Raw genomic sequence first — 12,822 nt, 5'->3', positions numbered from 1 at the left:
CGGCAACTCTAAAATCACCGCTCGGCAGCGAGCACCTCTTCGTAGAACTGGACGTACCGTGGAATGACGAGATCGGCGCTGTAGCGCTCGAGCGCCGACGCGCGCGCGCGCCGCCCCATCTCGCGCCTTCGCTCCTCGTCGCACAAAAGCGACACGGCGTCGGCGCTCATCTTCTCGACGTCGCCGACTTCGCTCAACAAACCGCTTTCGCCATCGACGACCACCTCCGGCACGCCGCCCGTGCGCGAAGCGATCACCGGGACTTCGCACGCCATCGCTTCGAGCGCCGCAAGGCCAAAAGATTCCTGCTCGGATGGTAAAAGGAGAAGATCGGCGACCGACAGATAGTCCACGATGCGCGGTTGTTTGCCGACGAAGACGCACGATCGGTCCACATGCAAACAGCGCGCGCGATGTTCCGCCTGCGCGCGCTCCGGACCATCGCCGACCATCACCAAGCGCGCTTTCACTCCCCGGCGAAGCACGCGCGCGAGTATCTCGATGCAATCTGTCGGACGCTTGACGGGCCGGAAATTGGAGACGTGAACCATCAACGGTTCGCCTTCAGGCGCAAGGTGCGATCGCAGTCCTGGCACAGGGCGGCGGCGATACTCCTCGCCGTTGACGAAATTGGGTATCACCGTGAGGCGGTCGAACTGAAAGGTTTCGACGGTCGCGCGTTTCAAGTACTCGGAGATAGCCGTCACACCGTCCGACTGCTCCAAACAATAGCGCGTGATCGGAAGATACGAACGATCCGCGCCGACGAGCGTGATATCCGTCCCGTGAAGCGTCGTGATCACGGGCAAGCGCCGCCGCGGGCGCACGACCTCGCGCGCGAGAATGGCGCTCACAGAGTGCGGGATGGCGTAGTGAACGTGAAGCAGATCGAGATCTTCGGCCTCCGCCACCTCGACCATCTTCGTCGCCAGCGCGAGCGTATAGGGCTGATGCTCGAAGAGCGGATAGGACATCATCTCGACCTCATGAAACCGTATGCGCTCGTTGAGCTCGGTAAGACGAGTCGGCAAAGAGGACGAGATGAAATGGACCGTGTGGCCGCGCCGTGCGAGTTCTTTGCCGAGTTCGGAGCCGACGATGCCGCTGCCGCCGTAGGTCGGATAGACCGTGATCCCAACTTTCATGGGTGTGATGATACAACAAGAGGCCGAAGATGGAAGGGCGCGCCTATCTCCAAAAAGCTTAAGAGGCAGACGACCCTCGCTATCGCCTGCCTCTTGTCTCGCCGATCCTTCGCAGAAGGAGGCAGCGAGACTGATGGCAAAGTACTCCTCATGCGCGCGCTTGTCAAGAGGCACGCCTAAAAAAAAATTGACAAAGCCGCGCTCAACCTCAGAATGGCGTTCGTCTCCTGCACCGAAAGGCCGAAAAGAGTTATAATTATCGCGCGAAGCGAATATGCGTTTTTGACGCGAAGGGGATGGAAGATGCCGAAGATTTCCGATATTCAGGAGACGCCCAATCCTAACGCCGTGAAGTTCGTGCTTAAAGAGCCGGTGTCGAGCGCGCCGCGTTCCTTTCAAAGCGCCGAAGAGGCGGCTCAAGATCCTCTGGCCAAAGCCCTCTTCGATCTCGGCCATGTCGTCTCGGTCTTTTACATGGACCGCATGATCACCGTAGAGAAGGATGACGAGATCGATTGGGACGAGCTTCTGCCGAAGCTCGCGGAACCCATCAGGGCGGCAGCTTCGATCAACGAAGGCCCGCCACCCAGCATGGTGGAGAAGCAGCCGGGCAACGGCGACGATCCGCGTCTACAGCAGATCAATCAGATACTGGACGAGCGGATACGCCCTGCGCTCGTCGGCGATGGAGGTTGGCTCGAAGTCGTCGCGCTCGATGGCAACACTTTGACCGTTCACTATCAGGGCGCTTGCGGTAGCTGCCCGGCCTCGATCTCCGGCACGCTTATGGCCATCGAAAGTATCCTGCAACGCGAAGTCGATCCGGATCTGGAGGTGATCGCGATCTGAGAGCTAATCTCCGTTTCGCTTCATGAGTAGATGTTCATCGGGCGGGTGAGGAGCGCGACCGGGTCTTCGACGTTCAGCGCTTCGTGCACGTAGAAGGCTTCACCTGCGGCGACTCCGATCAGAGAGCCGTAGTATCTCATCCGCCACTCGATCTGATCCAGGAATCCTTTCTGACTGATGCGCGTCGGCGGTTCGTCCGCGTCGGGGCGATAGAACTGTGAAGCGTGCGCGCGGATCGCTTGCATCTTCTGCTCGACGAAGTCCGAGACATCGACGATGAAAGAGGGGATAACGCGCCTTGAATGGACCGGGTGCGCGATGGCGGGCATTCGTATCGTCTCCTGCCCATGATGCTCATCGTAACGGCGCATGGTCGCCAGTCGCGCTGCCTCACGCACGAGGCGGCTCGTATTGGCGTGATCCGGATGCGGATCATCCCAATACGGGGCGAAGATGACTTTCGGGCGATAAGCGCGCAAAGCGCGCACCATCGTGCGGCGTGCCTCTTCGGTGACGTGCAAGTGCCCATCCGGCAACTCCAGGTTGACGCGCACATCGAGCCCAAGGATGCGCGCCGCTTCGCGCGCCTCTTCGGCCCGCGTCTCAGGCGTTCCGCGCGTTCCCATCTCGCCGCGCGTCACATCAATGATGCCCGTCCGATAGCCGAGCGATTTCAACTTCAACAGAGTTCCCGCGACGCTCAGTTCGGCATCGTCGGGATGAGAAAAGATCGCCAACGCATCGAGTTCGATTCGCTCCATCTCCTCCCACCTTTAGCGTCAAAGCATAGTTTAAAATTATCTACCACAGATCTCCGATCAAAGAGAAACGGCCAATCAACGCGACACCCCTCGGAGATAACCGCCCTTTCGAGCTTCATCGTTTATACTTACCCCATGCGCCGACGTGGCAGTAAAATGGATCTTGCCTTGAAATATCTTCATGATGAGCGATCATACTGACGTTCTGATCATCGGAGCAGGGGTTGCTGGGTTAGCTGCGGCATGGCGATTGAGCACGACGGATTTGAAGATATGCCTCCTCGAGGCGCGCGACCGAATCGGCGGGCGAATCTACACGCTTCACCCACCGACCCTTTCGACGGCGATCGAATTGGGGGCGGAATTCATTCACGGCAGACCGCCCGAACTGTTTGAGATCATCGGCCATATGGGTTTGGCGGTCGCTGAGACCGGCGGCGAGAGATGGTGTGCGCGCAACGGGAATCTCGCCCCGTGTCGTGAGATCGAGCGCGTCGAGCTCGATCTGGACCAGATACTAAGCCGCGCGCCGGGGCCGGATGCTCCGGACATCTCATTCCAACAACTGCTCGACTCATACTTTGCGGACGAAAGATTCGCCGGCGCGCGCGCGGCGGCGATCCGCTACATCGAAGGATATCATGCTGCGCGCGCAGATCGCCTTAGCGTTCAAGCTCTCGTGCATGGTGAGAGGGCTTCCGACCTGATCGACGGACACCGTTCATTTCGTCTGCCGGCAGGTTACGACGCGATCGCGAACTATTTCCGCACGGCGTTTAACGGTTCGGTTGACCTTAGGCTGAACACCATCGTCAAGACGATCGAATGGCAAGCTGGGCAGGTCCGCGTGACCGCTCAAAACGCGCTCGACGCCACGCCGCAGGTCTTCCGCGCGCGCGCGGCGATCATCACGCTTCCGCTCGGCGTGCTGAAAGCTCAGCCTGAATCGCCCGGCGCCGTGCGTTTCATCCCCGAGATACCGGAAAAGCGCGCGGCCATGTCGAAGATAGAAGTCGGACAGGTGATCCGCGTCAACCTCCATTTTCGCCACCGCTGGTGGACCAGCCTTCGCTCTACCGATGATGGGAGATGGGCGGCCCGGATCGATAGGATGAGCTTCCTCTTCGCGCGCGAAGAGAAGTTGCCGACTTGGTGGACACAGTATCCGGCGCAAACTCCGGTGATGATCGGTTGGCATGGCGGGCGAGGTGCGGAAATCCTGCTCGCCGAAGATTGTCCTATCACCGATCTCGCGATCGATTCGCTCGCCCATGCTTTCAACGTCGAACGCTGCCTCATCGAGGATCAAATCGAGGCGATCTACCGACACGATTGGCATGCCGATCCGTTCGCACGCGGCAGTTACTCTTACATCGGGGTCGGCGGCCTGAGCGCTCTTACGGAATTGGCGCGTCCGGTAGCCAATACGCTCTTCTTCGCTGGCGAGGCGACCAACACTGAGGGGCATGAAGCGACAGTCCACGGCGCAGTGCAAACCGGTCTGCGCGCCGCGCGAGATCTCCTCGAAAGGCTCAGCAATTGAGCTCGCGAATCGATGAAACGAGGGCTTTCGTGTTAGTCGAAGAGCAACGCTGTCTCAAGCGTAATCGCGCCAACACGCTGACCCGCATGGCGCGCAGATCCTCTCAACGCCTCTCTCTCAACCTTTGCAATCAAGAGAGGAGAAAGAAAATGACCGATCTGGTGAAAGATCCTCTCAACGCCTCTCTCTCAACCTTTGTAACCTTTCAGCCGCAGCCTGCAACGTCTCCTCCCTTTTGCAGAAACAGAAACGCACCTGTTGCGCGCCGCGTTCCGGCACGCTGTAGAAGGATGAACCGGGAACGCAGGCCACCTTCACCTCTCGCACGAGGAAGCGCGCGAACTCTAGATCGTTGTCAAAGCCGAAAGCGCTTATATCCGCCATGATGTAGTAGGCCCCGTCCGGACGGAACGTCTTGAATCCAGCTTCTTCGAGCGCGACAAGCAACAGGTCGCGTCGCTTCGCATAGTCGTCGCGCAACCGCGCGTAATAATCGCGTCCGAACCGCAACGCTATGGCGCCAGCCGCTTGCAGGGGGGCAGCAGCGCCGACGGTCAGGAAGTCGTGAACTTTGCGGATCGCGTTCGTGATCGCAGGCGACGCGATACAATAGCCGACGCGCCACCCCGTCACCGAATAGGTCTTCGACAGGGAGTTGACGATCACCGTGCGCTCGCGCATCCCTTCGAGCTGGGCCATCGAAATGTGTGCATGAGGCTCGTAAACGATGTGTTCATATATCTCATCGGTCAAACATAAAACGTCGTACTCGCGGCACAGATCGGCGATGAACTCCAACTCTTCGCGCGTGAAGACCTTGCCCGTCGGGTTATTCGGGTTACAGAGGATCAGCGCTTTCGTCCGTCGGTTGAAAGCCGCCCGCAATTCACCCGGATCGAATTCCCACTTCGGCGGATAGAGCCTCACATAGCGCGGGCGCGCGCCTGAAAGGATCGCATCCGGAGCGTAATTCTCATAGAAAGGTTCAAAGACGATGACCTCTTCACCGGGATCGACAGTGGCCAGCATCGCGGCGATCATGCCCTCAGTCGATCCGCAAGTGACCGTGATCTCCGCTTCGGGATCGAGATCGAGCCCTAAGTGCCACTTCACTTTCTCCGCGATCGCCTCGCGGAACGGCTTCGCGCCCCACGTGATCGCGTACTGATTGACATCCGCCGCGATGGCTTCGATGGCGGCGCGCTTGATCTCTTCAGGCGCCGGGAAATCCGGAAATCCTTGCGCGAGATTGACGGCGCTATATCTCACGGCTTCGCGCGTCATCTCGCGGATGACCGATTCCGTAAAGCGCCTCGCTTTCTGTGAAACGTGACGCTCGCCCGAAAGGTTCGATGTATTCATCGCAAGAAATCGAGCCTTGATTTTAACCCAGATCCACATAAGTGAACCAGAGCCGCATCGAGGGACGAGGGGAGTTGACGCGGAATGCGGCGCACTGTTAATTTGGGCGAAAAGTCTCGCATGAGGGTTCGACCGGTTTTAAGGAGCGCCGCAAGCGGATCGAATTCGCCTTTGGGAAGAGAGAGATGAAACTGATCGTTTTAGGTTCGGGCACATCCGTCCCGCATCCGGCGCGCGCCGCGCCGGCACATTGGGTGGAGACGGCGGCGGGCGCTGCGCTTCTCGACTGTGGAGCCGATGCCGCACATCGGATGGCCGCGCAGCATCTCGCTTGGGAGAGGCTCGCTGCCATTTGGATCAGCCATTTTCATTTGGACCACGTCGGCGGGTTGCTTCCCTTCCTCTTCGGGACGAAGTATGCGCCGCAGACGCAAATCCGTCGCCATCCGCTGATCATCTATGGTCCGCAGGGACTCAAGCGATTGATCGAGCGCCTCGACGCGGCCAACGACTATGGTCTGCTGGACCAACCATTCCCGCTCGAAATCAAAGAGGTGCTCCCCGGCGAGCGATTCGAACTGCTTCCCGATCTGACGGCTCAGCCTTTCAAAACGCCGCATACGAGCGAAAGCCTCGGTCTGAAACTGTGGGACCGGCAAGGCCGCTCCCTTGTCTACACGGCAGATACGGGCTACGACGAACGGCTCAGCGAAGAGGCGCGCGACGCATCGTTACTGCTCATCGAATGCTCTTTCCGCCGCAACAAACCCGTGACGACCCATCTCGAATTCAGCGAAGCGATCGAGATCGCGCGAGGCGCCAACGTCCGTTGGGCCGTGCTCGTCCACCTTTATCCCGAGATGGACGAATTCGACGCGCAGACGGAAGCGAAGGTTCTGTGGACCGGGAAGACGCTCGCCGCTTACGATGGGTTGACGATCGAGCTATGACAGATGCGGCTCACCGCCTCCATGTCCGATGGGCGAAAGCGCACCTCAGCCTCAAACGCCCCTTCGTCATGGGACCAAAAGGATCACCGCCGCTCGCCTCGGGACAATCATTTCTGTAATATGTGATATTCTCTTTGGTCTCGGCTCGTCCGAAAATTCCGGCTCACAAACGGGGATCCGCACTCGCCGCCGTTCGCGCGCTTTTTCGGGCTTTCGTCTGAAGGGGCGGCGAACCGGTCAGGCAAGCATCGAAGCGCGCATTGAACTGGGCAATGAGAATGAGATCCATGAACTGCTGGAGTGCAACCGAGGCTGCGGTGAAGGCTCTCGCGGCTATATGTATCCTGCTCTCGCTTCTGAATCAAGCGCTCGCCGATGAGCATCTGCTGCTGATCCGCATGCCGGACGAACCGGCCCTCCCGGAACAACCGGGCGAAAGCGATGTCGCGCGTTTCTTCGCGATGCGCGAGTCCCACCTACACATGACCTTGAAGGATCTGCTGAAGGATCGCGAGTTCGCTCGTCAAGTCCTTGGGCAGCGTCAGATCTTCGACGAATTGGGCCAGTTCCAAACCGAACGCGGGATACCGGTCAAAGTTAAATTTATCACCTGGGCCGATGCTTTTCGCTATTTTGCCGATTACGTTTCGGATGCGAACAATCCCCCGATCGTCGCCCAGATCGGCGACACATGGGCAGCCTATTTCCGCTCGCTCGGCGTCATGCCTTATGAACAACGGCACACCTGGGATGTGCGCTTGCTGTGGTACTGGAGAGATCTGGTTGATGCGAAGGAGGTGACTGATGGCAGCGGTTTCATCTCGACCTGCCAGAGGCTACAGGCGATTCCCTCCACCGATCTGATCGCCCCTTTCGCCATCCCGACGGCGCCGGATTGGAACATGCTCCATGATCTTTCAGTCTGGCTCTATAACGCAGGGCTGTCGTCGCTCATCTCCACCGACAAGAAGTTCGGCATCATCCCTTGGAAGCAGGCGATCTTCGATGGTCCGGAGGGCGAACGCGCGGCCCGTTTCCTCATCGAGCTGACCGAGCGCGGCTGTGTGGCGTTGCCCGAGAAGACGAGCAATGAATTAGCGGAGGACTTCCTCGCGCGAAAATATGCGATGGTGATCCTTGGGCCATGGGTCGCCGAACGGGCGGAGAAGCGGTTGGGGCCCGATTGGACGAGACGGATCGGCGCCACCCTGCCGCCGAGGATCGGCGCAAACAGCGCAACGACGTTCAAGGGCGGCTCCCTGCTTGTCGTCCTCGATCCCACGCGCGGGAGGGATGCTGCCGGGGTAGCGCGCGCACGCCTTTTGGTTGACTTCCTCAGCTCACCTGAAAGCCAGTGGCGATATTCGCGCGCTCTCGGAGCGTTACCGGCGAACCAACAGGCGCTGGCGCGCTCGCCGCATTTCGAACTCTTTAAAACCGCCTTGGAACGCGGGAAGACGTATCCGCAGATTCCCGAATGGGCGCCCGTGGTAGAGAACCTGGCGACGCGCGACAACCTCTACGCCTTTTGGAAGCGTCTCTCGCTCCTGACATCCGACGCGAATTCAGCGGCTGGCCCTTCCGAGCTCGAAGCGCGCGAACGGTTGATTCTCGCGGCGCTCCATTCTGCCGCAGCCGACATCAACAGCGCGCTCTCGCCCGGTCGCGTATCGTTCTTGTGGCCGTGGTTCATCGCGGTGAGCTTGCTCCTTTCGGCCACGGCCTCGATCCTCGCCTGGCACCGCTACCGCGAGCGTAAACGGATCAGGGAACTACGAGAAGCGCGCGACGCGCTGGCGACTTTGCAGCGGCGTTTGGAGGCGATGCGAGAAACCGCCATCAACAACAAGCGAACGGCGCCCCTCGAAGCGCCGACCGCCGGACCAGCCATCTTGAAGAAAAGCTATCCGGCTCTCTACCTCGATACGCTGCGGCGTAAAGTCCTGCTCAAGAAAGACCCGTCACATCCCCTCGAGGAGATCATTCATGGGGCGGAATTCGATCTCTTCCGACATATCATCGAATGCCTGCAGGTCGGGTGGTATGAAACGCACTGGATCTGGGGTTATGTGATCTGGCCGACGGCACAGCCGAAGTTTCCGAAAGAGTCCTTCGCCACACACTGCACGAAACTGCGAAAGAGGATCGAAAAGAGCTGGCAACTCGGGAAGATGTTAGGGCGCGGATCGCACCACGATGGCTCGATCCCGATCGAAGTTCGCGATGTTCATTTCTACACGGACGCCAGAGCCGAAAACGATGCTCATCCGATTTGGGAGCTGTTCCAGACCTCCGAACAGGCCTTCAAAGCCTATAAGACCGGGCGTGTCAGCGAAGCGCGCGCGCTCGCCGAACAGCTCCTTCGCCTAGACCAAGACAACTGGTCAGGAAACTTCCTGCTATGCAAACTCGCGGCGCAAAAGATCGTCGATCCGAACGATCCCCTCATCAGAAGAGCGATCGAATTCGCCCGTCGCCAGAAGATCCACTATGAGCAAGCCATCGAGAAGATAGAAGGATTGCCCGACGAGAAGATGAGCTCGACGCAGAAAGAGAGGATGCGTTCGAGATTGGAGAGCCTTTCGGAGCTGCTCGCTCAACTGCCGGAACTGCCGATAGAGGCGCCGTCGGCGCTGGACCGAAAACCTTGGCGGACGCGCGATCAGTTGAACGCTTGGGTCAGCTATCTGAATGGGCGCAAAGGGGATTTGCCCGGCCAAGAGATCCGCATCATCGAGGATCTACAACGTTTCGTCATCAGACGCCTCCATTGGGCCGATCCTCAAGAGACGGCATGCCTCTTCCGCGAATTCGTGCAGGATCTCGCGCTGGATACCAAACTTTGGCCCGACGATAAACTACCGGCGAGCGAAAAGGCGCTGAAATACCGCGCGTTGGATTACGTACTGGCCGGGGTATGTCATCTCTCCGACGATGACGAATCCAAGGCGACGACCAAAGCGCGGAAATTGAGGAGGTTATGGAACACGCGCGCACACCTGAGAAGGCGACTCGAGCGCGAACCGACGATCGAAGAGCTCTACCTTGAATGTCAACAACAGCACGGGTGGAGCAGATTGAGCTTCGAACACCTGCTCAGGCTGGAGAGCGCCTGTCGCCCTTCGCAGTTCGACGAATCCTACTGGGAAGAACCGCTTGATTTCGACCATTGATCTGTGATTTAAGATCGCCCATCTTCGGAATCGATAGGAGTGAATCGAACCATGCTTCCGTTAACTCGACGACTGGCGTTTATCGCGCTGTTCTCATCGCTTTTGACCAACGTTTACGCGCAGCGCCAACGTTGGACCGAAAAACAAGCCAACGAGTGGTATTCGCGGCAACCGTATCTTGTCGGCGCCAATTACGTCCCGGCCACGGCGATCAATCAACTTGAGATGTGGCAAGCCGACACTTTCGATCCCAAACGGATCGACATGGAGCTGGGGTGGGCCGAACAGATCGGGATGAACACGATGCGCGTCTTTCTGCACGATCTGGCTTACAAGCAGGATCCGGAAGGCTTCAAACGCCGCCTCGATCAGTTCTTGAGCATCTGCGCTCGCCATGGGATTCGCCCGATCCTCGTCATCTTCGATTCGGTCTGGGATCCCTTTCCAGCAGTAGGCAAGCAACGCGATCCGCGCCCCGGCATACACAATTCCGGCTGGATACAATCGCCCGGCGCGATCGCCTTGCAGGATCCGACCGAATACCCGCGTCTCGAAAGGTATGTGAAAGACGTCATCGGCGCTTTCGCCCGCGACGAGCGTATCTTAGCTTGGGATCTGTGGAACGAACCGGATAACACGAACGACGGATCCTACGGGGCCTCGGAGCCGAAGAATAAAGTCGAACTGGTCGTCAAACTTCTCCCGCAGGTCTTCCAATGGGCGCGCTCCGCGAACCCGAGCCAGCCGCTGACGAGCGGCGTGTGGAAAGGCGATTACTCGAGCGATGACAAGCTCGATCCCATGCAACGCATACAACTGGAGCAATCCGATATCATCACCTTCCACAACTACGATAACGAGGTCGAGTTCGAGAGACGCATCAAATGGCTGCAACGTTACAATCGCCCGATCATCTGCACCGAATACATGGCGCGTAGCAACGGCTCCACTTTCCAGAAGATCCTTCCCATCGCCAAACGTTACAACGTGGGAGCGATCAACTGGGGCCTCGTCATGGGCAAGACGCAAACGCACCTTCCATGGGATTCATGGCAACATCCATACGTCGGGCGCGAGCCAGCCGTGTGGTTCCACGAAGTCTTTCGCACGGATGGGACTCCCTACTCGGCAGAAGAGGTGAATCTGATCAGGCAGATTACCGGCAAAGCCCAAACCGCCGAACGACGTGAAAGATGACGAAGGGACCGATCGGTGAGATGAGAAACGAGGCCTTAAAGAGGTTCACTGAGACATCTGGGCCACATCGCGGATGACCAGATCGAAAGTTCCGGGCGCGACTTTGCGGAAGCGACGATTGCGGTTGAGCGAAACCGCGATGCTAATCGTCGGATGCTGACCCGTAAATTGGAATCCGCCTTCCAGCAGTCGGTTGTAGATCTCATTGACGTGGAGCGGCCCACCGGCTTCGCGCAGAAGCACCGCCGCCGCCTGCGGAATGGTTCGATCGGCGAAGCGCGTGCTCTTCGGTTCGATGTCGGGGCGAACCGGCGGAGGCGTAGGACGCGACGCGGCACCCTGCGCGCCGCGCGCCTCATCACGACGCAGCGCCGCTTCGATCTCGTCATCGGAAGGGACGGTTGGAGGCGAAGCCGAAGCGGCGCTCCCTGTGCCGAGGACGGATGAAAGTATTCGCAACATCGCCGCTTCGGTCTGATTGGCTAAAGCGTCGACCTCCGCCAGCTCCGTACGAACCTTCTCCGCCTCGGCCTCGAGTTCGGCCAGACGCGCCGCCAAACGCGCGCGCGTCGCTCGCGCCTGACGTAAACTCTGCTCCAGTGTCGTCAGAAGATTTTCGTCGGGCATCTTCGGCTACCGATCGACGAGAGCTGTCAAAAGCTCATGAGCAACACCTTCTGCAGTATGGCGCAAAGCGAGGCGAAGCGCAAGCGCGATTAACGATCGCGCTTGAGGATGTAATTCGGAATGGCACACAAAGCGTCGCGATAAACCGATGGAGAGAGCGCCTCAACCGCCCTGCGCGCGGCGGCGGCGAACTCCGACGCGCGCGCGCGCGCGCGTTGCAACGCGCCACACTCTTCAGCCGCCGCTAACAGCATCGAGCGCGTCACCTCATCATAGGTCCCGGTCTCCATCACCGCTTGAACCTTGCTGCGCATCTCCGGGACGCTCTCTAACATGTAGATGAGCGGCAGCGTCACTTTGCCTTCAAGCAGATCTAGCCCCGCCGGTTTACCCAGAACATCTTCCGTCCCGGTGAAGTCGAGCAGATCATCAACTAGTTGAAAGGCTGTGCCGACGTACATCCCGTAATCGCATAAGGAGCGTTGCTGCTCCGGCGAACCGCCGCCGAGCATTGCCCCTATCTCGCAGCAAGCGCTGAACAGATAGGCCGTTTTGCGTTTGAGCACGTCAAAGTACTGCTCCTCGGAGATGTCCGAACGACCGAGCAGCGTAAGTTGCATCAGCTCACCTTCGACCATCTTGCGCGTCACGGCCGTCAAAATATCGAGAATGGGCAGCGATCGTTCGGCTAAACTCGTTTCGAAAGCCGACATGTAGAGCCAATCGCCCATCAGGACGGCGATCTGATTGCCGAAACGGCGATTGAGCGAAGCACGGTTGCGACGCATCTCGGCGTTGTCGATGATGTCGTCATGTACGAGCGTCGCTGTGTGAAGGAATTCGACGACGGCGGCCATTCGTATAACGCTATGCTCTGAAGCGTCACCGCCGACAGCGCGCGCAGCAAGTAACAGCAGCGCCGGGCGAACGCGTTTGCCGCCAGCCGTCCATAAGTATTCATTCAAGTGCGCGATGATGTGCACGCTCGATCGCGCTTGCCGTTCCAATTCCGCTTCGACGAGGGCCAGTTCCGGCGCGATTACGCTGAAGATGCGCCGCGCCGAAAGCTGCACTTCGTCAACTATAGCCGTGTTGCTCGACATCAGTTCACAGAACCTTCATCACGCTCTCTGCGCGCAAGGGTGGCGCATAGATTTTAACCGGAGCCGTTCAATCCTCAAGCAACGCAAAACCTCGCGCAGGATAGCAAAGAGC

At 58.9% G+C, this 12,822-nt stretch carries 10 protein-coding genes; 5 read left to right on the top strand and 5 right to left on the bottom strand.

The window, feature by feature from the left end; translation table 11 throughout:
* Window positions 1-14: 14 nt before the first annotated feature.
* Window positions 15-1,145, bottom strand: a complete 1,131-nt coding sequence (gene bshA / locus PYK22_RS06560; protein WP_041975312.1) for an N-acetyl-alpha-D-glucosaminyl L-malate synthase BshA — start codon at window positions 1,143-1,145, stop codon at window positions 15-17.
* A gap of 303 nt (window positions 1,146-1,448) precedes the next feature.
* Between bshA and PYK22_RS06555 the strand changes: the two genes are divergently transcribed.
* Entirely contained in the window at window positions 1,449-1,994 is a 546-nt protein-coding gene (locus PYK22_RS06555; protein ID WP_041975675.1) for a NifU family protein, read from the top strand.
* Between the two features lie 20 nt (window positions 1,995-2,014).
* On the opposite strand, the gene bshB1 is transcribed toward PYK22_RS06555, so the two are convergent.
* Window positions 2,015-2,755 (bottom strand): bacillithiol biosynthesis deacetylase BshB1, encoded by a 741-nt coding sequence (gene bshB1, locus PYK22_RS06550; RefSeq protein ID WP_041975311.1) that lies wholly within the window; start codon window positions 2,753-2,755, stop codon window positions 2,015-2,017.
* A gap of 184 nt (window positions 2,756-2,939) precedes the next feature.
* On the opposite strand from bshB1, the gene PYK22_RS06545 reads away from it, so the two are divergent.
* Window positions 2,940-4,298 carry a flavin monoamine oxidase family protein gene (locus PYK22_RS06545; protein WP_162199808.1) on the top strand — a complete coding sequence of 453 codons (1,359 nt, stop codon included), beginning with the start codon at window positions 2,940-2,942 and terminating at the stop codon, window positions 4,296-4,298.
* A 174-nt stretch (window positions 4,299-4,472) separates the two neighbouring features.
* Here the strand turns inward: PYK22_RS06545 and PYK22_RS06540 are convergent, their stop codons facing one another.
* Complete coding sequence (locus tag PYK22_RS06540; protein ID WP_041975673.1) at window positions 4,473-5,660, bottom strand: pyridoxal phosphate-dependent aminotransferase; 1,188 nt, start codon at window positions 5,658-5,660, stop codon at window positions 4,473-4,475.
* Between the two features lie 185 nt (window positions 5,661-5,845).
* On the opposite strand from PYK22_RS06540, the gene PYK22_RS06535 reads away from it, so the two are divergent.
* The 3 genes from PYK22_RS06535 to PYK22_RS06525 all read left to right on the top strand — a co-directional run bounded on the left by PYK22_RS06535 (window position 5,846) and on the right by PYK22_RS06525 (window position 10,980).
* The gene (locus PYK22_RS06535) at window positions 5,846-6,610 is read left to right on the top strand and encodes an MBL fold metallo-hydrolase (protein ID WP_041975309.1); all 765 of its coding nucleotides are present in this window, start codon (window positions 5,846-5,848) and stop codon (window positions 6,608-6,610) included.
* 278 nt (window positions 6,611-6,888) lie between these two features.
* The gene (locus PYK22_RS06530; RefSeq protein ID WP_162199807.1) at window positions 6,889-9,783 is read left to right on the top strand and encodes an extracellular solute-binding protein; all 2,895 of its coding nucleotides are present in this window, start codon (window positions 6,889-6,891) and stop codon (window positions 9,781-9,783) included.
* Window positions 9,784-9,834: 51 nt separating this feature from the next.
* Window positions 9,835-10,980 (top strand): cellulase family glycosylhydrolase, encoded by a 1,146-nt coding sequence (locus PYK22_RS06525; RefSeq protein ID WP_041975307.1) that lies wholly within the window; start codon window positions 9,835-9,837, stop codon window positions 10,978-10,980.
* Between the two features lie 45 nt (window positions 10,981-11,025).
* Here the strand turns inward: PYK22_RS06525 and PYK22_RS06520 are convergent, their stop codons facing one another.
* Both PYK22_RS06520 and PYK22_RS06515 read right to left on the bottom strand, forming a co-directional pair.
* The gene (locus tag PYK22_RS06520; RefSeq protein WP_041975306.1) at window positions 11,026-11,607 is read right to left on the bottom strand and encodes a hypothetical protein; all 582 of its coding nucleotides are present in this window, start codon (window positions 11,605-11,607) and stop codon (window positions 11,026-11,028) included.
* Window positions 11,608-11,696: 89 nt separating this feature from the next.
* Window positions 11,697-12,710: a polyprenyl synthetase family protein gene (locus PYK22_RS06515; RefSeq protein WP_041975305.1), complete on the bottom strand. Its 1,014-nt coding sequence runs from the start codon at window positions 12,708-12,710 to the stop codon at window positions 11,697-11,699.
* Window positions 12,711-12,822 lie beyond the last annotated feature (112 nt).

This window comes from Pyrinomonas methylaliphatogenes (assembly GCF_000820845.2).
Lineage (GTDB): Bacteria > Acidobacteriota > Blastocatellia > Pyrinomonadales > Pyrinomonadaceae > Pyrinomonas > Pyrinomonas methylaliphatogenes.
This window is presented reverse-complemented; position numbering and strand designations above follow the sequence as displayed.

Excerpts from the sequence above, each read along its gene's own strand:
- bshA (WP_041975312.1), bottom strand. The coding sequence starts at position 1,145 with ATGAAAGTTGGGATCACGGTCTATCCGACCTACGGCGGCAGCGGCATC.
- PYK22_RS06555 (WP_041975675.1), top strand. The coding sequence starts at position 1,449 with ATGCCGAAGATTTCCGATATTCAGGAGACGCCCAATCCTAACGCCGTG.
- bshB1 (WP_041975311.1), bottom strand. The coding sequence starts at position 2,755 with ATGGAGCGAATCGAACTCGATGCGTTGGCGATCTTTTCTCATCCCGAC.
- PYK22_RS06545 (WP_162199808.1), top strand. The coding sequence starts at position 2,940 with ATGAGCGATCATACTGACGTTCTGATCATCGGAGCAGGGGTTGCTGGG.
- PYK22_RS06540 (WP_041975673.1), bottom strand. The coding sequence starts at position 5,660 with ATGAATACATCGAACCTTTCGGGCGAGCGTCACGTTTCACAGAAAGCG.
- PYK22_RS06535 (WP_041975309.1), top strand. The coding sequence starts at position 5,846 with ATGAAACTGATCGTTTTAGGTTCGGGCACATCCGTCCCGCATCCGGCG.
- PYK22_RS06530 (WP_162199807.1), top strand. The coding sequence starts at position 6,889 with ATGAGATCCATGAACTGCTGGAGTGCAACCGAGGCTGCGGTGAAGGCT.
- PYK22_RS06525 (WP_041975307.1), top strand. The coding sequence starts at position 9,835 with ATGCTTCCGTTAACTCGACGACTGGCGTTTATCGCGCTGTTCTCATCG.
- PYK22_RS06520 (WP_041975306.1), bottom strand. The coding sequence starts at position 11,607 with ATGCCCGACGAAAATCTTCTGACGACACTGGAGCAGAGTTTACGTCAG.
- PYK22_RS06515 (WP_041975305.1), bottom strand. The coding sequence starts at position 12,710 with ATGTCGAGCAACACGGCTATAGTTGACGAAGTGCAGCTTTCGGCGCGG.